Origin of the sequence: Bacillus sp. EB106-08-02-XG196 (genome assembly GCF_013396335.1) — a bacterium.
Taxonomy (GTDB): domain Bacteria; phylum Bacillota; class Bacilli; order Bacillales; family Cytobacillaceae; genus Neobacillus.
Genome location: NZ_JABWSY010000005.1, coordinates 26650 through 45981, shown reverse-complemented (window position 1 = coordinate 45981; position 19332 = coordinate 26650). Strand labels below are relative to the sequence as shown.

At 39.0% G+C, this 19332-nt stretch carries 18 protein-coding genes and 4 tRNA genes; 1 reads left to right on the top strand and 21 read right to left on the bottom strand.

Features of this window, described 5'->3' with window-relative positions; all coding sequences use genetic code 11:
* Positions 1–56: 56 nt before the first annotated feature.
* From rlmH to MLOOGBEN_RS08970, 14 genes are all read right to left on the bottom strand, one after another.
* Complete coding sequence (gene rlmH / locus MLOOGBEN_RS09035) at positions 57–536, bottom strand: 23S rRNA (pseudouridine(1915)-N(3))-methyltransferase RlmH (protein ID WP_179157936.1); 480 nt, start codon at positions 534–536, stop codon at positions 57–59.
* Positions 537–636: 100 nt separating this feature from the next.
* The gene (locus MLOOGBEN_RS09030) at positions 637–795 is read right to left on the bottom strand and encodes a CxxH/CxxC protein (protein WP_179157935.1); all 159 of its coding nucleotides are present in this window, start codon (positions 793–795) and stop codon (positions 637–639) included.
* Between the two features lie 121 nt (positions 796–916).
* A complete protein-coding gene (locus MLOOGBEN_RS09025; protein WP_179157934.1) occupies positions 917–2149 on the bottom strand; it encodes a S1C family serine protease in 1233 nt (410 codons plus the stop codon).
* Between the two features lie 125 nt (positions 2150–2274).
* Positions 2275–3069, bottom strand: a complete 795-nt coding sequence (locus MLOOGBEN_RS09020; RefSeq protein ID WP_179157933.1) for an MBL fold metallo-hydrolase — start codon at positions 3067–3069, stop codon at positions 2275–2277.
* A 17-nt stretch (positions 3070–3086) separates the two neighbouring features.
* The gene (locus tag MLOOGBEN_RS09015; RefSeq protein WP_179157932.1) at positions 3087–3872 is read right to left on the bottom strand and encodes a two-component system regulatory protein YycI; all 786 of its coding nucleotides are present in this window, start codon (positions 3870–3872) and stop codon (positions 3087–3089) included.
* On the bottom strand, positions 3859–5181 hold the full coding sequence (locus tag MLOOGBEN_RS09010) for a YycH family regulatory protein (protein WP_179157931.1): 1323 nt from the start codon (positions 5179–5181) through the stop codon (positions 3859–3861). The genes MLOOGBEN_RS09015 and MLOOGBEN_RS09010 overlap by 14 nt, the downstream gene beginning before the upstream one ends.
* Positions 5178–7001 carry a cell wall metabolism sensor histidine kinase WalK gene (walK, locus tag MLOOGBEN_RS09005; RefSeq protein WP_179157930.1) on the bottom strand — a complete coding sequence of 608 codons (1824 nt, stop codon included), beginning with the start codon at positions 6999–7001 and terminating at the stop codon, positions 5178–5180. The genes MLOOGBEN_RS09010 and walK overlap by 4 nt, the downstream gene beginning before the upstream one ends.
* Positions 7002–7009: 8 nt before the next feature.
* Positions 7010–7720, bottom strand: a complete 711-nt coding sequence (gene yycF / locus MLOOGBEN_RS09000) for a response regulator YycF (RefSeq protein ID WP_179157929.1) — start codon at positions 7718–7720, stop codon at positions 7010–7012.
* Between the two features lie 165 nt (positions 7721–7885).
* Complete coding sequence (locus tag MLOOGBEN_RS08995; protein ID WP_179157928.1) at positions 7886–9346, bottom strand: M23 family metallopeptidase; 1461 nt, start codon at positions 9344–9346, stop codon at positions 7886–7888.
* Positions 9347–9737: 391 nt separating this feature from the next.
* Positions 9738–9810: transfer RNA gene (locus MLOOGBEN_RS08990), tRNA-Phe, on the bottom strand.
* A gap of 7 nt (positions 9811–9817) precedes the next feature.
* Positions 9818–9894 (bottom strand) — tRNA-Asp (locus MLOOGBEN_RS08985).
* A gap of 64 nt (positions 9895–9958) precedes the next feature.
* Positions 9959–10030 (bottom strand) — tRNA-Glu (locus MLOOGBEN_RS08980).
* A 65-nt stretch (positions 10031–10095) separates the two neighbouring features.
* Positions 10096–10171, bottom strand: a tRNA-Lys gene (locus MLOOGBEN_RS08975).
* Between the two features lie 127 nt (positions 10172–10298).
* Positions 10299–11591 carry an adenylosuccinate synthase gene (locus tag MLOOGBEN_RS08970; protein ID WP_179157927.1) on the bottom strand — a complete coding sequence of 431 codons (1293 nt, stop codon included), beginning with the start codon at positions 11589–11591 and terminating at the stop codon, positions 10299–10301.
* A 195-nt stretch (positions 11592–11786) separates the two neighbouring features.
* On the opposite strand from MLOOGBEN_RS08970, the gene MLOOGBEN_RS08965 reads away from it, so the two are divergent.
* Complete coding sequence (locus tag MLOOGBEN_RS08965) at positions 11787–12692, top strand: nuclease-related domain-containing protein (protein WP_179157926.1); 906 nt, start codon at positions 11787–11789, stop codon at positions 12690–12692.
* 243 nt (positions 12693–12935) lie between these two features.
* On the opposite strand, the gene dnaB is transcribed toward MLOOGBEN_RS08965, so the two are convergent.
* The 7 genes from dnaB to rpsF all read right to left on the bottom strand — a co-directional run bounded on the left by dnaB (position 12936) and on the right by rpsF (position 19196).
* A complete protein-coding gene (gene dnaB, locus MLOOGBEN_RS08960; protein WP_179157925.1) occupies positions 12936–14285 on the bottom strand; it encodes a replicative DNA helicase in 1350 nt (449 codons plus the stop codon).
* Between the two features lie 185 nt (positions 14286–14470).
* Positions 14471–14920, bottom strand: a complete 450-nt coding sequence (gene rplI, locus MLOOGBEN_RS08955; RefSeq protein WP_179157924.1) for a 50S ribosomal protein L9 — start codon at positions 14918–14920, stop codon at positions 14471–14473.
* Positions 14917–16890, bottom strand: a complete 1974-nt coding sequence (locus tag MLOOGBEN_RS08950) for a DHH family phosphoesterase (RefSeq protein ID WP_179157923.1) — start codon at positions 16888–16890, stop codon at positions 14917–14919. The genes rplI and MLOOGBEN_RS08950 overlap by 4 nt, the downstream gene beginning before the upstream one ends.
* A gap of 23 nt (positions 16891–16913) precedes the next feature.
* On the bottom strand, positions 16914–17861 hold the full coding sequence (locus MLOOGBEN_RS08945; protein ID WP_179157922.1) for a YybS family protein: 948 nt from the start codon (positions 17859–17861) through the stop codon (positions 16914–16916).
* Between the two features lie 154 nt (positions 17862–18015).
* Positions 18016–18258 carry a 30S ribosomal protein S18 gene (gene rpsR, locus MLOOGBEN_RS08940; protein ID WP_063255175.1) on the bottom strand — a complete coding sequence of 81 codons (243 nt, stop codon included), beginning with the start codon at positions 18256–18258 and terminating at the stop codon, positions 18016–18018.
* 54 nt (positions 18259–18312) lie between these two features.
* Positions 18313–18840: a single-stranded DNA-binding protein gene (gene ssb / locus MLOOGBEN_RS08935; protein ID WP_179157921.1), complete on the bottom strand. Its 528-nt coding sequence runs from the start codon at positions 18838–18840 to the stop codon at positions 18313–18315.
* 68 nt (positions 18841–18908) lie between these two features.
* Complete coding sequence (gene rpsF / locus MLOOGBEN_RS08930) at positions 18909–19196, bottom strand: 30S ribosomal protein S6 (protein WP_179157920.1); 288 nt, start codon at positions 19194–19196, stop codon at positions 18909–18911.
* Positions 19197–19332 lie beyond the last annotated feature (136 nt).

The following is a 19332-nucleotide window of genomic DNA, read 5'->3' as shown; positions in this document are numbered from 1 at the left end:
ATCGGGCCCTTAAGCTGATCCCCCAACCTTAAGGAGAGGTATCCGCTATACCTCATTTACTTATGGTACGGTTCATTTCGATTAATTCTAAAAGCTCTATAAATCTGCTCTACTAATATTAATTTCATCAGCTGATGGGGGAAGGTCATTTTTGAAAAAGAAAGCTTTTCGTTCGCACGTTTTAGTACTTCCTCACTTAAACCTAACGATCCACCGATAATAAAAGCAATCTTACTTTTCCCATACGTGGCTAGTTTGTCTAACGTATCCGCTAGCTCTTCAGAGGATTGCATTTTCCCATTGATGGCGAGTGCAATGACATATGTATCCTGGCTAATCTTAGCCAATATTCTTTCTCCCTCTTTTTGCTTTACCTGAATCATTTCCAACTCACTTAGTTCTTCTGGTGCCTTTTCGTCTGCCACCTCAATGACTTCCACTTTCGCATACGAATTCATTCGCTTTAAATATTCTTCAATTCCCATTTTTAAATACTTTTCTTTTAATTTGCCAACACTGACAACCGAGATATTCACAATCCACAACCCTCTTTTTTATATTACAAACAGTTTACAAACAACTTATCCACAGAAGTTATCCACATGTCCACAATTTTTATCCACATCTTGTATGGAATCATTTGTTCGCCACAATATATACAGCTCTATTTTGACAATATTCACAGCCTGTTGATAAGTTATCCCCAGTTACTTTAGATAAAATTGGAAGCGTTTCAAACCCAACCATAACCAAATCTAATGCTAAATCCACATGTTCCTCGCAGCAATAAACCATTATTCATACAACATTTCCTAAAAGCTATGTATCATTATTATTTACTTTCCGACTTGCTTCATTCAGTTTCCTATCATACCATAAAAAAACAGAAAGGTGATGACACCTTTCTGCCTTTCGTTTAGGACCTATCTTCTGCTAATGTAATCGTGGTGGTTTTCAACTTTCCTTCTCGATAGTACTTTACTTCCATCTGGTCACCGATCTTGGTCTCTTGATATAAATGCTTTCTGAGATCAATGACGTTATGAATGGTTATACCATCCATTTCCACAATAACATCCAGCTCCTGTAATCCAGCCTGTGCGGCAGGAGAATTTGAAACAACTTGACGAAGAGCTACCCCATAGTTGATATCTCTAGGTAATTTCAAGGCCTCTTCTTGATAATACCCAGGAATTTCAGCAACAGACTTCAAATCCACTCCCATATATGGTCGTTTCACCACACCGAATTGCTCCAAATCCTCAATAATTGGTCTTGCATAATTAATTGGAATCGACAAGCCAATCCCTTCCACGGCATCTTGAGCAATTTTCATCGAGTTAATCCCAATAAGCTGCCCAGCAATATTGACTAAGGCACCACCGCTGTTTCCTGGATTTATGGCTGCATCTGTTTGCAATACCTCTGCATTCCAATCCATAATGCCATCTTGATTGATATCTACTGGAATGGTTCGATTGATTCCTGAAATAATTCCTTGGGTCACAGAACCAGAGAATGTGGCACCCAACGGATTCCCAATTGCCATGACGGGTTCACCCATTTTCAATGCCTCTGAATTGCCAAATTCAGCAATTTTTTTAATCTTGGCTGCATCAATTTCAAGAACGGCTAAATCAGTCCAAACATCGCCTCCGAGCAATTTAGCAGGTATTTTTGTACCGTCATTTAAAGTAACCTCTAACTGAGTCGCACCTTCTACCACATGCTGGTTGGTTACGACGTATGCTTTATCTCCTGCCTTTTTATAAATAACACCTGACCCTGTTCCAGCAGGACCTTGGTCGTCACCCGACTCATCGTACCAAAAATTTGTATTTTGGATATTATTAATCCCAACTACTGCATCTGCGGCCTTATCAATGGCTTTTGTTGTATCCGTATTTACATCGTAGGACACCTGCTGTTGAATAAAATTGTCTTGATTGTCATTATTTCCGCCAGCAGGCTGGTTATTGTTTGGCTGCACATTGTAAGGAAGGAATCCTTGGCTGGATAATGCCGGAATTGAAATGACAACTAGCATAGCACCCAGTACTGCACCGATAATACTGGCAAAAAAATATCCTCCTCTATTACCACTCTGTTTTTGGTAACGCCCTTGTGAATGATCATCATAATAACCCATTTTCACCACGTCTCCCTTTCGTAAGCAACATCTTTTATTTTGACTTATACTTATAATTATACTCTGTCCACACTCATTTTATAAAAAAAGAACAAAGATACCCATTAAGATATCTTTGTTCTTACCTATACCGCTGTTAAAATTGTGGGAACTTTAGGATCTGTGTCGTAGAGGTCAAACTGCTCTCCAACAATTAATCCTTGGCTTTGCAGTGTTTGTGCTACTGACATTCTTGCTAAGTCCTTCATATTGTTATCAAGGCTTAAATGGGCAAGATATATTCTTTTTGTATTGTCTCCAATTACTTCACTCATCGCAATCCCTGCATCTTCATTTGAAACGTGACCAAGGTCGCTAAGAATCCTTCGTTTCGTATTCCAAGGATATCTCCCCATTCTTAGCATTTGCACATCATGATTGGACTCAAAAATATAGGCATCTGCATTGGATATGATCCCTTTCATCCGATCACTTACATAGCCTGTATCTGTGATTAGCACCAATTTCTTGCCTGAGTGATGAAAAACATAAAACATGGGCTCTGCTGCATCATGTGAGACCCCGAATGATTCAATATCTGTTGCACCAAAGCTTTTTACGCTTTCTGTACCGAAAACCATCTTTTGTTCTGTCGGAATATCTCCAACCATCCGTTCCATTGCCCGCCAGGTATTTTCATTGGCATAAACCGGCAGTTTGTATTTACGGGCCAATACACCAATCCCTTTAATATGGTCGCTGTGTTCATGGGTTACAAAAATGCCTGATAATTTACTTATATCTCGATCTATATGTTGAAAAAATGCTTCCATTTGCTTCCCGCTAAATCCTGCATCTACTAGAAAGGAATGCTCGTCTGATTCAACATAAAGCGAATTCCCCGTACTACCGCTCGCTAAAATGCTATAACGTAATGACATAGTTTCTCACTCCACATCTAATTTCCATCGCTGTTAAATTCTATAATCTGTCCTTCTAGTGCATTAACATAAAGACTTTCTTTATCATCCACCACAAAACGCCATGTTGGTGCTAAAGCCTGTGAAGCCGCAAGCTGAATCAATGTTGAATAACCAAGTTCAACCTTTGTAATTTTACTTTTTGGCATTAGAGCACCTTTTTGATGCAAAGTTTCCAATGCCTTTAAAGGAGGGAGGATTTCCTCCTTTTCTGTCATTTTTGCAATATCCTCTAGATAGGTTTGTTCATAGGATACAATTTGATTATGATCATCAATTTGAAAAGTAAGCATTCCACTAAGATTTTCATATAAAGTCATATTCTCATAATGTTGGAAGTACACGATGGTATTTTTCTTATCATCTTTTTTCCAAAATTTATACTGGCTGCCGTACAAAACATTATCCTTAATAAATGGTGTTAACTCAGCTGCTTCAAATTTCGTCTTTAAAGATATCGGCTTATCCAGCTTCACAATCAGTGCTGTCGTGGGTTCCTTTATAAGCGCTGTTTGGCCCTTCAGTTTTGTGATATCATCCTTCGTAAACATTTTAGGCTTTGCACTTAGATACTGGTCCTCAATAGGTGCCTTTGGCAGCTCTTTATATCGAATCTCTTCTGCTTCTAGCTTTTCTTCAAAAGAGGCCTCTGTGATGAATTCGTATTGATCCGCATCTCTAATTTTCATAAATTGAAATAAAAGATACACATCCAGTATCAAGAAAGTTAAGATAAAAATCGTCTTAATTTTACTCCAATCCATGTAACAATCCCCCCAGGTCTTCCTTCGTGATTTGTCCCCATGTCTGGTTATAGCGGTAAAACCAAGCAGGCTCTAGGAGAATCAGTTTATTTTCACCTTTATCCCTTGTCATCCTATATCCTAAAACAAGTTGCTCTAGTAATTCTGGTTTATAATTCTTTCTACTTTTGAGATATCCCAGTACCTCTGCCCCTGTTGGAAGTGTTACCTTTACCATTTCTGTCGTTAATGGAAGCTCTAAAGCTATATTAGGCCTAACATATCTCGAAATCTCATTTCTGCCCCAAACTTCTTGAATCTCTGACATGCCGCTCTCATTAAAGACAGGATAACCGTCATTATTATATAAACGAAATGTAACAGATTTCCTTTTTACATCCTTAGCAACGTATCGATAAGGGTCTGTCCAGCCGCCATGTCCATTAATAAAATCAATACTCCTCTTTAATAAATCATAAGCATTGTCAACATAATCAGACTCTCCAGTAGGATTAACATAAAGAAGCATATTGGTATCATGATTAACGGTCATCTTACTTGAGGCATCACTAAATTCCTCTACCCCGGAAACCGTTCCTCTTTGTACAACACGCGGGTCACTAAACAATGCTTCTTTGAATGCCTCCGAGTTAAGGACAACAGGTAAATAGGTATATTCCATCATTTCTACATTTCCATCCGGGATAAAAACAGTCCGCTCTTCTGTTGCTTCATAAGCGAAATAGCGCTGATATTGCTCAGCATTTTTATAAAAATCATTTTTGAATTCATTTAATAACCCAGGGGATATATGGCTTATAAAAACCTGCCGGTAATCGGCAGAAACGAAATATACTGTCCCATTTCCCTTTTCAGAATTCTCAACATTAATAATCATTCGTTTAAAATTGAAGGAATCAATTCTTTTCTCCTCAAATTTTAGTACACTTCGATATAATTCAATCGGAATGTCAGTTGGAAAAACAATTTCAGCATTGCCATTTCCATGTACTAATTCTTTGATTTCTTCTACATTCTCAGAGTAGTTTTTTACGTCGTAGAAAGACCATTTCCTTATTTCACTCATAATCTGATTTAGCAGCGCGGCATTAGTGGTTCCATTATGCTGCCCGTTTCTATGAAACAGCACTAGATCAGGGGTAATAACCTTATGAACTTCGCGTTTTTCTTTTAACATTACCTCCGCAACATTATTACCGTTATCCATCATGTCAAAATTAGGCTGGTACGTCCACAGATTCCAGGTTAAAAAAATACTAACCAGAATTAGAATTGTTAATATGACAGATTTACTATTTTCATATCTCATGACCATTCATCCTCTTCAGATTGCTCGTATGGCAGTGAAAAGGAAATTTCCGTTCCTTTTCCCTCTTCACTAACAGCCCAAATCATGCCGCCATGAACATTAACCATTTCTTTTGCAATGGCCAAACCTAATCCCGTACCACCCAATTTTCTCGTTCTCGCTTTATCCACACGATAAAAACGATCAAAAATCTTAGAGATATTCTCCTTCGGAATTCCCATCCCTTCATCGGAAATACTGACGACAATCTTTTCTTCTTCCTCTTTAATCGAAAAAGTAACCTGTCCGCCTTCTGGAGAATACTTAAGTGCATTCGATATAATATTGTAAAGTACCTGTGTCATTTTATCTTCATCTATTTCCACGAAGATTGCATGAGTTGGCAGTAATCTTTGAAAGCTTACATTTTGTTCTTTGGACATTTCAAAACGATCAATAATGCGGTCAAAGAAATCAACAAAATTCACCCATTCTTTTGAGAGTCGATAATCTGTACTATCCATTTTAGATAGCTGCAGAAGGTCGTTGACAAGGCGGATCATTCTTTCCGTTTCGGTCCGCGTCACCTCTAAAAAGTTAGGCGCAATCTCTTCATCCTTCCAGGCACCATCTGCCAATGCCTCTAAGTAGCTTCTCATTGTAGTGAGAGGTGTTCTTAACTCATGTGATACATTGGCAACAAATTCTCTTCTTTCGGCGTCAATTTTTTCCTGATCGGTTATATCGTGAAGGACCGCAATTAATCCATTTACAAAACCAGTCTCTTTTTGAATAACTGAAAAGTTTGCACGAAGGATATAATGTTCCTTCTTCGTACTATAATCCAGAATTAACGAATCTTTTTCTTCTAATAAATCTTCAAATGTATTCGTATCACTTAATCCTAATAGAGAAATTATTGGCTGTGAGAGAACTGTTTCACGTGAAACATTCAGCATCTCTGCCGCCGGTTCATTGATTAAGATCACTCTGCCTTTTCGGTCAGTCGCAATGACCCCGTCTGTCATATAGGATAACACGGAAGAAAGCTTTCTTCTTTCTCCCTCGGTCATAGCCTGAGCTTCTTGGAGCTTTTTCGTTAAATTGTTAAAGGTAAGTGCTAAAGTTCCAATTTCATCCTGTCCATATACCCTTACTTTTCGCGAAAAATTTCCTTTCGCCATCGCCAGTGCTTGCTTTTTCATGTCAGTAATGGGTCTGGTTATGGTCTGTGCCAGCAGTATTCCTAAAATAGCCGTAATCGCTAATGCAATACCTGTACCCGTTGCAAAAATACCATTGATGGTCTTCATTTGGGTAAATACATTTTCTATTTTGGCTTCCAAATAAATAGCGCCAATAACATTATTGCCTGATTTTATTGGCGTCGAAAGAACCCATATCCGGTGTCCGCCTTTTTTATCGATTCTGATACTGCTCGAGTCTTCCCCGAGGTTGATGGACTGCGTAATCCTCAGCTCAGTTGTCCTCTGTCCGACGATCTCTTGGTTTGCATCGGAGGTTCCCAGAATTTTACGAGACTTTCCCTCTATAACCCTAACCTCAAAAATATCAGCAGATTCAAAATCACGAAGAATCTTTTTAATTTCTTCCTCAAGGGTAGGATCTTCAGGAGTCCTTTTTCTTTCCATTTCTTCGACCACATTATAGGCAAGCAAATTGACGCGTTCTTTTATAGAGGTTTGGAAATTTGTCCTTAGCGTTTCTTCGAGCTGCCTGACAAAATAGACGCCAATAATCTGCATCGCAACTAAAATTAGCAGGACATAGATGATCACGAATTTCACATGTATAGAACGAAAAAAACTAACCTTTTTCATGAAGAACATTACTCCTGATCAGGGTTACGCAAATAGTAGCCCACTCCTCTACGAGTGACAATCCACGTAGGGTGGCTAGGGTTATCTTCAATCTTTTCACGTAAACGGCGAACCGTTACATCCACTGTTCGAACATCTCCGTAATAATCATAGCCCCATACGGTTTGCAGCAGATGTTCCCTTGTCATTACCTGTCCAATATGCTTTGCCAAATAGAAAAGGAGTTCAAATTCACGGTGGGTTAATTCAATCGTCTCCCCGCGTTTTGAAACGACATAGGCATTTGGATGGATGGTAAGTGAACCAATTTCAATTTCATTTGTTTCCACTTCCTCATCTGTCTGAGCAATGACAACCTGATGTCGACGCAGATTCGCTTTTACTCTGGCGATTAATTCCCTCGTACTAAAAGGTTTTGTTACATAATCATCTGCACCAAGCTCAAGGCCTAATACCTTATCTATTTCCGAATCCTTTGCCGTCAGCATAATAATCGGCATATCATATTTCTTACGGACTTCGCGGCAAACTTCCATTCCATCTTTTAAAGGCAGCATTATATCTAAGAGAATTAAGTCGGGCTGAACTTCATCTACCATCTGGAGAGCCTCGTTTCCATCATAAGCACTGTAAACATCATAGCCCTCTTTTTTTAAGTTAAATTGCAAAATATCCGCAATCGGTTTTTCATCATCCACTACGAGAATTTTCTTTTCCATACCCATTGCTCCTTTGTTTTTAAAATAATCTATTGATAAAAATATTAAATGGCATTTCTACTCTAGTTTACTTTACCATTGTTTCTGTTGTAATTCATCTATTAGTAGTATTTAACACGAAAAGAGCCTCTAGTACGAGTAGAGACTCTTTTGTATAATGTGGAATTATTGATGTACATAATTTAAGGGATTTTGAAGCGCTCCATTTTTGTATACTTCAAAATGTAAATGCACTCCGGTTGAGTTTCCAGTTGAGCCCATTACACCAATAGCTGAGCCTTGAGAAACAGTTTGCCCTACACTTACACTGATCGTTTCAAGATGGGCATACACGGTACGTAGACCATTTTGGTGATCAATCACGATTTTGTTACCATAGCCGCCATCATAGCCTGCAGATACTACTTTACCATTATCAGCAGCTTTAATGGTCCGATTGCTTGGTCTTGCGATATCAATCCCCTTGTGGTTCTTTCCCCATCTGTAGCCTTGCTTACTAGAAATATAACCGCCAACAGTAGGCCATGCAAGGTTTCCGGTGCCACGTGAAGGAATGACCTTTGTTCCTTTTACAACAATATGAGCAACCGGTTCCGTAAGGACTTTCTCACTTGTTACTACACTGCTGGTGGTTGCTCCATTTTCCGTCGAAATTTTATAGGTAACAGACCGCTCTCCATTTTTACCTTCTTGCTTTACTTTTGTTTCGCCTTTTGGCATAGTCTCGTCATTTACGGTTTCATTGGCAAAAGCTATTGCTTCTTTTCGACTTTCTTCTTTTTCCACAATAATTTTAACAACAGGCTTTAATGCTGTAACATTAACCTCTTGACCAATTTTCACTACAGTATCTTCTGTAAGTCCAGGATTTAAAGCAAGAAATTGGTCTAATGCTAATCCATGGTTATTGGCAATCGTTCCTAGAACATCGCCTTCATTAACTACATACTTCTTTTCTTCTAACGTACCTTTTTGTAAAAAGGTAACTGCTTCTTCAGCTGACAAAATTTCTTCAGGTGAAACTTTTTCTGAATCGAATGAAACATTTTCTGCTACTTTTACGTCTATTATTCGAGTTTCATTATCTTTCAAGGGTTGTAATTCCGTTTCTGGTGCAGCTTTTCTAGCTTCTACTTCGTCTAGCTGCGCTTGAGTTACATAGGCAAGTTTAAGTCTTTTCATAACATCTTCTGCAGTCTCTTGGTTTTCTAAGAAAACAACAGGCTTTCCGTCAATGATAATGGCGGAAGCTTCGGCTTGAATCTGGATGGTACTATCAAGTTTTTGAATCGTTTCTTTATCATTTGCTGTTGAATGAAAAACCTGTTCCTTTATGTACTCAATGTTTGAGCCCAAATTTAAGTCCATATCCTTAATGGATTCTCTTAACTGGTTTTCCTTTTCTTCGACAATGTTTTCAACAACCGCTTTATCAGAAACAGTTCCTATATATTGTTGATCATGGTATACATGGTAAACAGTCGTTAAATTGAACGAACCTGAAGCACTTGCAGACACGCTGCTGAATAGTAGTGCAGAAGCCGCAAACGCTGTCATAACAGCTGTTTTCAAAGATTGTTTTTTCTTTAATTTACTTGATTTACTTCCTTTATTATGAAATAACATTGGAATCCTCCTAAATTACGGAAACAACTCTCTTAATCTAGTGCTTTATAACTACAAAAGAAATTTCCCTCTTTTTCTACTCTATAACTTTAGCATATTTTTAAAATGAATAACGATTAGTCTTGATAATGTAACAAAATTGTATAATAGCTGACATTTTACTACAAACATAGGAGTTTGAAGCAGAAGAATTATCTATGCATTTTCTCCTATTTTTATAGGTAAAAGTTATTATATCAACGTTTCTAGCAGGTGATATTATATGACCACATTTTACATAATGGGACAAGCTTCGCCAAAATCATGTAAATAATTGGATGTTTTATTACGATAGCATTACGCTTGTAACAAATAAAAAAGAAGCTTACATCTGCAAGCTTCTTTTTTATTATGGCTCAGGACGGAATCGAACCGCCGACACAAGGATTTTCAGTCCTTTGCTCTACCGACTGAGCTACTGAGCCACTATGATGGCGGTCTGGACGGGACTCGAACCCGCGACCTCCTGCGTGACAGGCAGGCATTCTAACCAACTGAACTACCAGACCATATGATATTGATCGTCAGCAAGCAACCGGACTTGCCGATGTTTTGCCAACAATCAAACGCCAATGACCCCTACGGGATTCGAACCCGTGTTACCTCCGTGAAAGGGAGGTGTCTTAACCACTTGACCAAGGGGCCATAAATTGAAAGTTATTTTGCTACCGTGAAAGGAAAGTTATTTTTCGCTATCGCGAAAAAAACTTTGGTGAGCCATGAAGGATTCGAACCTTCGACCCTCTGATTAAAAGTCAGATGCTCTACCAACTGAGCTAATGGCTCGTACTTAGAACGTCTCGTTTGTGACGACGCTTTTTATAATAACACGGCTTGTACGTAAAGTACAATACTTTTTTTATAAAAGTTTTTTAAAAGTGAAAGCCCTCAGAAACTGAGGGCTTTCATGTGATTAAATTTGTCTCCAAGGACTGCGAACAACATTTGTTTGATTGCGGTCTGGACCTACAGAGAAGGTAGTTAATGGAATTCCAGTAAGCTGCGTTACCCGTTCAACGTAATGACGTGCATTTACTGGCAGTTCATCTAATGATTTAACTCCTGTAATATCCTCAGACCATCCTGGAAGCTCTTCATAGACTGGTTCACACTCCGCTAACACCTTAAGGCTGGCAGGATATTCCGTAATCAGTTCACCTTTGTAGCTATAGGCTGTGCAGATTTTTAACGTCTCAAGACCAGACAACACATCAATGGAATTCAGCGATAGGTCCGTTAAGCCGCTAACACGACGTGCATGGCGAACAACTACACTGTCAAACCAGCCAATTCGGCGTGGACGTCCAGTTGTTGTACCGTATTCACGGCCAACCTCACGAATTTGACTGCCAATTTCATCATGTAACTCAGTTGGGAATGGTCCGTCTCCTACGCGAGAGGTGTAAGCTTTACAAACACCCACAACGTGGGTAATTTTCGACGGGCCTACGCCAGATCCAATTGTAACTCCTCCTGCAACTGGGTTCGATGAAGTAACAAATGGATACGTACCTTGGTCAATATCCAACATAACTCCCTGAGCGCCTTCAAATAAAACCCGTTTGCCCTCATCCAGGGCATCATTTAATACTACTGATGTATCACAAACATATTGTTTAATTTGCTGTCCATATTCGAAATACTCATCCAAGATCTCTTCTTTTGTAAAACCCGTTGTCTCATAAATGCGTTCAAATAGTCGATTTTTTTCAGCTAGGTTTCGTTCAAGCTTTTCTTCAAAAACATCACGCTCTAGGAGGTCAGCAATTCTGATTCCAACTCGTGCTGCTTTATCCATATAAGCAGGGCCGATTCCTTTTTTAGTGGTTCCAATTTTATTGGCCCCCTTACTTTCTTCCTCGACAACATCAAGTTTTAAATGGTAAGGAAGGATAACATGCGCGCGGTTACTAATGCGAAGGTTATCGGTTGTAATCCCTTTTTCGTGTAGATAAGCAAGTTCTGCAACAAGTGCCTTAGGATCGACAACCATTCCATTGCCAATCACGCAAACTTTCTCCTTATAAAATATCCCAGATGGAATAAGGTGTAATTTATATGTTTCACCGTTGAATTTAATGGTATGACCTGCGTTATTCCCACCTTGATATCGAGCAATTGCCTCTGCATTTTCGGAAAGAAAATCGGTAATTTTACCTTTTCCTTCGTCTCCCCATTGTGTACCAACTACCACTACTGACGTCATATAGGCACCTCCAAATTAAATACGTTTTTCTTTTTCCACACACAAGTTTAACAATTAATACAGGTAAAAGTCAATAAAACACGAACGATTTATATAAACTTATTAAAATATGTTCGTAAAATATTAATTTATGAATCTAGCTTGTAAGTAGGTTTGGTTTTTTATAAAATAGGTATTAGAGGAAGGAAGTGTTATATGGTTTTTAGACAGAGGCCAGAACCGTTGAAATTAGTGCTTAATCGCTTTTTAAATGCTAGAATGGATTTTTCAGAAAATGATAAAAAACATTTTTGGGCAATCAATAAAGGGTATGAAGGCGAGGTAAGAAGCGATATTTGGCTGCTAAATCTAACTGATAATTGGTTAGTTCTACATGACTTATTACTTGAATATAGCCAATCTACTTTCCAAATTGATACGTTAATCATTGCTTATGAGAAAATTTATCTATTAGACGTAAAAAATTTTGAAGGCGATTACGTTGTCAAAGATGATAAATGGTATAACCCCGCTGGTGTCCTGCAAAAGAACCCATTACACCAACTTGAACGCTGTGAAACCTTACTTAAAAAATTGCTGCACGACTTAGGAAATCATTTTGCAATTGAATCCTATCTTATCTTCAACAACCCCGAGTTTCATTTATATATACCCTCAACCCAACCCGACATTATTTTTCCAACACAGCTTAACCGCTTTTTGAAAAAACTAAATACTCGACCAGTAAAACTAAACCAAAAGCATTTTCAATTAGCAGAGCAGTTAGAAAGTCTGCATAAAATTGAATCTCCCTATTCGAAACTACCTCAATATTACTTTGAAAAATTGAATAAAGGTATGGCTTGCTGCAACTGTAATCGTTTTTTAACTAACGAAACACTGATATGTAAGAACTGTGGATGTATAGAGGAGGCTGAGTCAGCTATATTAAGAAGTGTGAACGAATTTAGCTTGCTTTTTCCAGATAAAAAAATTACGACAAATACTATTCATGATTGGTGCGACATAATAAAGTCTAAAAAAACAATTAGACGAATTTTAGCAAAAAACCTTGAACTAATAAGACATAGTAGATCATCTTATTACAGTTTAAAACAGTAATTTTTTCTATTCGTTACCGTCTATCTACTTTTTAAGCTAGAGCGGGCACGAATAACCTCTATTCGTTACCGCTAACCTTCTTTTTCAGATTGAACGGGCACGAATAGCCTCTATTCGTTACCACCGGCCTCCTTTTTCAGCTTGAATAGGCACGAATAGCCTCAACATTACAAGCCTAGCTTTGTAGAGTTACGAATCTATCAAAAAAAAGCCAGCCAAAGGTTTGGCTAGCTCTCAAAAAAGTTATGCACTTGGATCGTACCTGGTTTCGAGGTTTACGAATTTATTGTATTCTTTTACAAAGGCGAGGGAAACGGTGCCGGTTGGGCCGTTACGCTGCTTAGCGATGATGATTTCGATGATGTTTTTATTCTCGGATTCTTTATCGTAGTAATCATCACGGTATAGGAAGGCAACGATATCGGCATCCTGCTCAATCGAACCGGATTCACGGATATCGGACATCATCGGGCGTTTATCCTGACGCTGCTCAACTCCACGGGAAAGCTGAGAAAGGGCGATAACTGGTACTTGAAGCTCACGGGCTAATTGCTTAAGGGAACGGGAAATTTCCGATACTTCCTGCTGACGGTTCTCGCCGGCACGGCCGCTTCCCAAGATCAACTGCAAGTAATCAATCAATATCATACCTAAACCGTGCTCTTGTTTTAAGCGGCGGCACTTGGAACGGATATCACTGATTCTTACCCCCGGCGTATCGTCAATAAAGATACCTGAGTTTGAAAGAGCACCCATTGCCATCGTCAGCTTGCCCCAGTCGTCATCGGTAAGAGAGCCGGTACGCAGACGCTGTGCATCGATATTTCCCTCCGAACAAAGCATACGCATGACCAGCTGTTCCGCGCCCATCTCAAGACTGAATATCGCAACATTTTCTCCTGTTTTGATTGCGACGTTTGACGCAATGTTTAAGGCAAAGGCGGTTTTACCAACGGAAGGACGGGCTCCAACGATAATTAAATCATTTCGCTGAAATCCTGCAGTCATTCGATCAAGCTCTGCAAATCCTGTGGAAATACCGGTAATTTCTCCAACGCGGTTATGCATTTCTTCAATATTGTCATACGTACGTACAAGAACATCTTTTATATTGTGGAAGGCACCAGCATTTTTCCGCTGAGCGACAGCGAGGATATTTTTTTCAGCTTCGCTTAATAGTGCTTCCACTTCATCTTCACGAGAATAACCATCAGAAGCAATCTCTGTTGCCGTGCGGATTAACCGTCTCAGCAGCGACTTTTCTTCTACGATTCTCGCATAATACTCAATATTGGCTGCTGTCGGGACAGAGCTGGCCAATTCACTTAAATAACTCACCCCGCCAGTATCTTCAATGAGCTTTGCTGCTGCTAACTCCTCTGTTACCGTTACAAGGTCAACTACCTTACCTTCGTCATTCAGCTTCAGCATCGCATTAAATATCTTTTGGTGAGCAGCACGATAAAAGTCTTCTGGTATTAAGACTTCGGAAGCTACCGTTAAAGAAGAGGGCTCTAGGAATATCGCACCTAACACAGCCTGTTCAGCTTCAATATTTTGCGGTGGCAGACGATCTGCATATAAATCATTCATTTATCAAAAACCTCCTATTTTGAAGAGGATATTTTATATATTAATAGTATTAAACCTAAATATGTCCATAATAAAGAAAAGTGACCAGCCTCAACCGATCACATCACTCACTTAAGAAAAAGAAACTAACTTTTCCCTTTAACTTTTATTATTTTAACATGTTTATCTAAAATTTGAACTGGAAATTAATTTACTTCTTTTACATGAACGGTTAACGTTGCTAAAACTTCATGATGAAGCTTAACTGGAACCTTTGTATGTCCTAGGGTACGAATCGCATCTGATAATTCCATTTTGCGTTTATCGATTTTAATACCGTGTTTCTTTTGAAGTTCTTCCGCAATTTGCTTTGTCGTAATTGAACCAAAAAGGCGGCCGCCTTCACCGGCTTTTGCGGATAGCTCAACTGTAGTTTTTTCCAACTGTTCTCCTAGCTTTTTAGCTTCTGCAAGCTCTTCTGCTGCACGTTTGTCTTCCTTTTTCTTTTGACCCTCAAGCGTACTGATGTTTGCATTACTCGCTTCAATAGCAAGGCCTTGCTTAATTAAGAAATTTTGCGCATATCCATCCGCAACATTTTTCACTTCACCTTTTTTACCTTTACCTTTTACATCTTTTAAAAAAATTACCTTCATTCTTTTTTCCCACCTTCAAAATATTCTTCAATCGCAAGCTTTAATTGTCTTTCTGCTTCTATTACGGAGATCCCGGTCAACTGGGTGGCTGCATTTGTCAGGTGCCCGCCGCCTTGAAGCTTTTCCATAATAATTTGGACATTTACATTTCCAAGCGATCTCGCACTAATTCCAATCAGCCCTTCATTTCGTTTCGCAATCACGAAGGAAGCCGCTACACCATCCATAGTCAGAAGTGTATCCGCAGCCTGGGCGAGAAGGACCTGATCATGAAGATCCCCTTCATCCCCTTTAGCAATCGCAATTCCATCGCGGTAAAAAAACACCGATTCGATTAATTTAGCGCGCTTAATATACGTATTAACGCTTTCTTTTAAAAACTTCTGTACCAGGATGGTATCTGCCCCTTGGCCGCGTAAATAGGAAGCAGCATCGAAGGTTCTAGCACCTGTTCGTAAAGTAAAGCTTTTCGTATCTACCACAATTCCTGCGAGCAGTGCCGTTGCCTCTATCATTTCTATTTTACCGCGTTTCGGCTGGTATTCAAGAAATTCGGTTACAAGCTCTGCAGTGGAGGAAGCATAGGGCTCCATATAAACAAGAACTGGATTTGTAATAAATTCTTCTCCACGGCGATGATGGTCAATCACTACAACATTATCAATTTTATTAAGCAGCCGTTCTTCAATGACGAGTGCTGGCTTATGGGTATCGACGATTACTAACAATGTTTTTTCTGTTGAGATTTCCAATGCCTCTTCTGGACCTATGAATCGAGAAAATAATTGCTCTTGATGGCGAATTTCTTCCATGAGCCTATGAACAGCGCCGTCCATTTCTTGAGGGTTCAAAACTATGTAGGCCTCTTTTTGATTCATTTGAGCAACCTTGTAAATGCCAATCGAAGAACCAATAGAATCCATATCAGGATTTTTATGACCCATAATAATTACTTTATCACTTGCAGTAATTAGATCCTTTAATGCATGCGAAATAACGCGTGCACGCACCCTTGTCCGTTTTTCAACTGGATTTGTTTTGCCGCCAAAGAATTTCACTTTGCCATTAGGATGTTTGATGGCTACCTGATCACCGCCTCTTCCTAGGGCTAAATCAAGGCTTGATTGCGCCAATACGCCTAACTCAGGCAGGGATGGTGTCCCGGCACCTACACCAATACTGAGTGTAAAGGAGATATTCTGCTTAGAAGTCATCTCTCTAATTTCATCAAGGACAGTAAATTTTTCTTTTTCGAGAAGCAGCAAGATCGCCTCATTAAAAACAGCAATAAACCGTTCAGAGGAAATCCTTTTAAGAAAAATACCGTTGTCCTGAGCCCATTTATTTAGGGTGGAAGTAACCATATTGTTGATGCTTCCACGCATTTGATCATCCATACCTTGTGTTAGTTCATCGTAATTATCTAAGAAGATAATCGCAATAACGGTCCGCTCATCATGATACAGTTTTTCAATTTCCTTTTGTTCGGTCACATCAAAGAAGTAAAGAAGTTTTTCCTCGCTTTTAAGAATGACGCGGAACTTTCTCCCGTGCAGGGTAATGATTTCTGTTTCCACTTCCTGTTTAATTAATGGTATTAACGTGTCAGCTATTTCATAAAGAGATTTTCCAATAAGGGTATCTTCATCAAAATAGGAGGAAAGAAAGGGATTGGTCCACTCTATAGAATACTCATCATTAATGAGCATAATTCCAATCGGCATCTCCATCAGCGCTTCTTCGCCCACCCTTTTCACTCGGTAGGAAAGGGTTGAGATATAATCTTCCATCTCTTTTCTTTGGCTAGTTTCAATGACTATCATATAGTACAGCGGCGGGATGATGAGAAATAACCCAACCAAGCTGAGTATCCAGTTATAGTAGGACAGGACAATGAGCAGCACCACTGTAATGCCTATTAGCCCGTAAAAAGGGTAACGAATCGAGCGTTTTTCAATAAATGCAGGCAATTTTTTCAGCTCCTAAACAGTAGTCATCTCTCTTTTTTCGTAAAGCCCTTTCGTAAATCAAAGCCTAAGTCAATTATACCTAATATCCCTACAATATAAAGGAAAATTGGAATGATGAAAGAGACAATCGCTATTGTTATAGAAATAGCTTTTGAAATACCCTTTTGGTCGAAGTAATAAAATATAAACGTATATCCTTGCAGGACTATTAGGAATTGCAGGATGTAGGTCATATTGATAATTGCCATATACCAGAAGGTACCTTCTTCAGGATTCATAAACATACTGAGAATTAAAGTAAGAAGAAAATAATATAATATGCTTTTTGGTAAGGAAATGTCTTTAAAGCTTTTCCACTTTTCTATCTTAACCCCAAATCTCTTAATAATCGGAAACGATACGAGCTGCATGATGAATACGATGAAAAAGGAAGAGAGCACAAATAAAGTTGGGATTAAGGTTTTAATTAAGTTTAATCCATTATTAAATTGCTCCAATACCTTTTCCGAGTCTTGCGCATTCCCGAAATTCTTCAGTAAATCTGCGGAAACATTGAGTGATTCACGCATCATTTCAATCATTTCGGTAATCATATCTACTTTAAAAAGAACAATACTTGATACGTAAATAATAATTAAATTGACTAAAAAGACAAGCGTACCTGCGATGAATAGAATACCCATATTCTTTTGTTTTTGAATAAGGTACCCGATTACGACTCCCGTTGTTCCATAGGCAAGTGTTAATGGAAGCGACATAATACTTCCCACAATGAATGATAGAAAAAGGGAGGCGATGATAAAAACAAAAAGACTTTTCCCATCATTCTTGGCCGCAAAAAGCATGAATGGCACAGCTAAGAATAAGTTTACGACCATCCCAAGAAACGGAACATAGATGGTAAGTAATAATAGAACGGCAAAGGCTGCTAAAAGGATAGCACCTTCTGTTAATTTACGAACATTTTTCACTGCTTCACCCCAATTAATTCAAAAAACCCTATTTCTTAATTTTAGCTAGATACGCGCTGCTATTCAACAAATCTGCAAGATAAAATAAAAAGACAGCCAGGGAAGATCCCTGCTGTCTTATACTATCGCCCCTGAACAAGGCGCTTACGCTTTATTATTCACCTGCAACGAATGGTAATAATGCCATTTGACGTGCACGTTTGATTGCAACTGTTAGTTTACGCTGATATTTAGCGCTAGTACCAGTTACACGACGTGGTAAAATCTTTCCACGCTCAGAGATAAACTTTTTAAGTAAATCTACATCTTTATAATCGATGCGAGAGATACCATTTGCTGTAAAATAGCACACTTTACGGCGCTTCGCGCGTCCGCCTTTACGTCCTCCACCTGCCATGAAAATTCCCTCCTTCATTACTGTTATTTTCAAAACGTTCATTCAAAGTTTACTTTAAAATGGTAAGTCATCATCGGAGATGTCTATCTGACCGTTACCTGCGAACGGATCATCATCCACTTTAGTAAAACCTTTGTTACTATTATTATTGTTTTGATACTGACGTTGATTCTGATTGCCGCCGCCATAAGGATTTCCTTGTGGTTCTCTTGGTGGGGCACCGAAATGATCATTGTCGCTTCTTCCGCCGCCGCCAGAGGAGTTTTTAGGTTCTAGAAATTGGACACTTTCTGCCTGAACTTCTGTAACGTAAACACGCTTACCATCTTGTCCTTCATAGTTGCGGGTTTGAATGCGGCCATCCACTCCTGCAAGGCTGCCTTTTTTCAAGAAGTTTGCCACATTTTCAGCTGGTTTACGCCAAACAACACAATTAATAAAGTCTGCTTCACGCTCACCTGCCTGACTAGAAAACGGACGGTTAACTGCTAAAGTAAAGGTAGCAACAGGAACCCCATTTGGTGTATAACGCAAATCGGGATCTTTTGTTAAACGGCCAACAAGCACGACACGATTCATCATCAGAATCAACTCCTTTTTTTCTCGGCGAATGTTCCATGTGAAACATTCTGACCAAAAATATATTTATATTAAGCTTCTTCTTTAATTACTAAATGGCGAATGATATCTTCGCTGATTTTCGCAAGACGAGAAAATTCTTGTACCGCGTCAGCTGAAGATGTAGTTTTCACGATTTCGTAATAACCATCACGGAAATCGTTGATTTCGTAAGCTAAACGACGCTTACCCCAATCTTTTGTTTCAGCAGTTTCCGCACCGTTTTCAAGAAGAATTCCGTTGAAACGCTCAACAAGAGCTTTTTTCGATTCATCTTCAATATTTGGGCGGATGATGTACATGATTTCGTACTTATTCATCACAGTCACCTCCTTTTGGTCTAAACGGCCCATTTGGGCAAGGAGCAATTATTCATTACTCACAAGGTAAAATTTTAGCATAGTTAATCAGGAAATGCAAGGTTGTTCACAAATTCAAGTTTTTCCCCTAGCTAGT

Coding starts and splice junctions, on each gene's coding strand:
- walK (WP_179157930.1), bottom strand. CDS start 7,001: ATGAAAAAGGTTAGTTTTTTTCGTTCTATACATGTGAAATTCGTGATC.
- ssb (WP_179157921.1), bottom strand. CDS start 18,840: ATGATGAATCGTGTCGTGCTTGTTGGCCGTTTAACAAAAGATCCCGAT.
- yycF (WP_179157929.1), bottom strand. CDS start 7,720: ATGGAAAAGAAAATTCTCGTAGTGGATGATGAAAAACCGATTGCGGAT.
- rplI (WP_179157924.1), bottom strand. CDS start 14,920: ATGAAGGTAATTTTTTTAAAAGATGTAAAAGGTAAAGGTAAAAAAGGT.
- MLOOGBEN_RS09025 (WP_179157934.1), bottom strand. CDS start 2,149: ATGGGTTATTATGATGATCATTCACAAGGGCGTTACCAAAAACAGAGT.
- dnaB (WP_179157925.1), bottom strand. CDS start 14,285: ATGAATGATTTATATGCAGATCGTCTGCCACCGCAAAATATTGAAGCT.
- MLOOGBEN_RS08965 (WP_179157926.1), top strand. CDS start 11,787: ATGGTTTTTAGACAGAGGCCAGAACCGTTGAAATTAGTGCTTAATCGC.
- MLOOGBEN_RS09030 (WP_179157935.1), bottom strand. CDS start 795: ATGGTTTATTGCTGCGAGGAACATGTGGATTTAGCATTAGATTTGGTT.
- MLOOGBEN_RS09015 (WP_179157932.1), bottom strand. CDS start 3,872: ATGGATTGGAGTAAAATTAAGACGATTTTTATCTTAACTTTCTTGATA.
- rpsF (WP_179157920.1), bottom strand. CDS start 19,196: ATGAATAAGTACGAAATCATGTACATCATCCGCCCAAATATTGAAGAT.
- rpsR (WP_063255175.1), bottom strand. CDS start 18,258: ATGGCAGGTGGAGGACGTAAAGGCGGACGCGCGAAGCGCCGTAAAGTG.
- MLOOGBEN_RS08970 (WP_179157927.1), bottom strand. CDS start 11,591: ATGACGTCAGTAGTGGTAGTTGGTACACAATGGGGAGACGAAGGAAAA.
- MLOOGBEN_RS09010 (WP_179157931.1), bottom strand. CDS start 5,181: ATGAGATATGAAAATAGTAAATCTGTCATATTAACAATTCTAATTCTG.
- MLOOGBEN_RS08995 (WP_179157928.1), bottom strand. CDS start 9,346: ATGTTATTTCATAATAAAGGAAGTAAATCAAGTAAATTAAAGAAAAAA.
- MLOOGBEN_RS09020 (WP_179157933.1), bottom strand. CDS start 3,069: ATGTCATTACGTTATAGCATTTTAGCGAGCGGTAGTACGGGGAATTCG.